Annotated in this window: 1 protein-coding gene; it reads right to left on the bottom strand. The window is 69.3% G+C overall.

The annotated features are described in order from the left end of the window. The coding region (gene csoS1 / locus THIARS_RS18070) for an alpha-carboxysome major shell protein CsoS1 (protein WP_094162245.1) at positions 1-256 on the bottom strand (256 nt) is incomplete at its 3' end. Between the last annotated feature and the right edge of the window lie 151 nt (positions 257-407).

Raw genomic sequence — 407 nt, 5'->3', positions numbered from 1 at the left:
TGTGCACGCGGGCAATGATGTGCGCGGCGACCAGGCCGTCACCCACGCGCTCGCAGGCGTCGGCACCCGCGCGCACCGCGGCGTTGACGGCACCGGTCTCGCCGCGCACCAGCACGGTGACATAGCCGCCGCCGACGAACTGGCGGCCAATGAGGCGAACCTCGGCTGCCTTGGTCATCGCGTCGGCCGCCTCGATCGCGGGAACCAGACCGCGGGTTTCGATCATGCCCAGGGCAATCCCTGTTACTCCAGCCATTTCATGCTCCTCGAAAAGTAAAAGCTCCCGCGGGCGTCAAACGCTCGGCGCGGTGGGAAGGATGCCCTCGACCTCGTTGTGCACGCGGGCAATGATGTGCGCGGCGACCAGGCCGTCACCCACGCGCTCGCAGGCGTCGGCACCCGCGCGC

This window comes from Thiomonas delicata, assembly GCF_900088825.1.
GTDB lineage: Bacteria > Pseudomonadota > Gammaproteobacteria > Burkholderiales > Burkholderiaceae_C > Thiomonas_A > Thiomonas_A delicata.
This window is presented reverse-complemented; position numbering and strand designations above follow the sequence as displayed.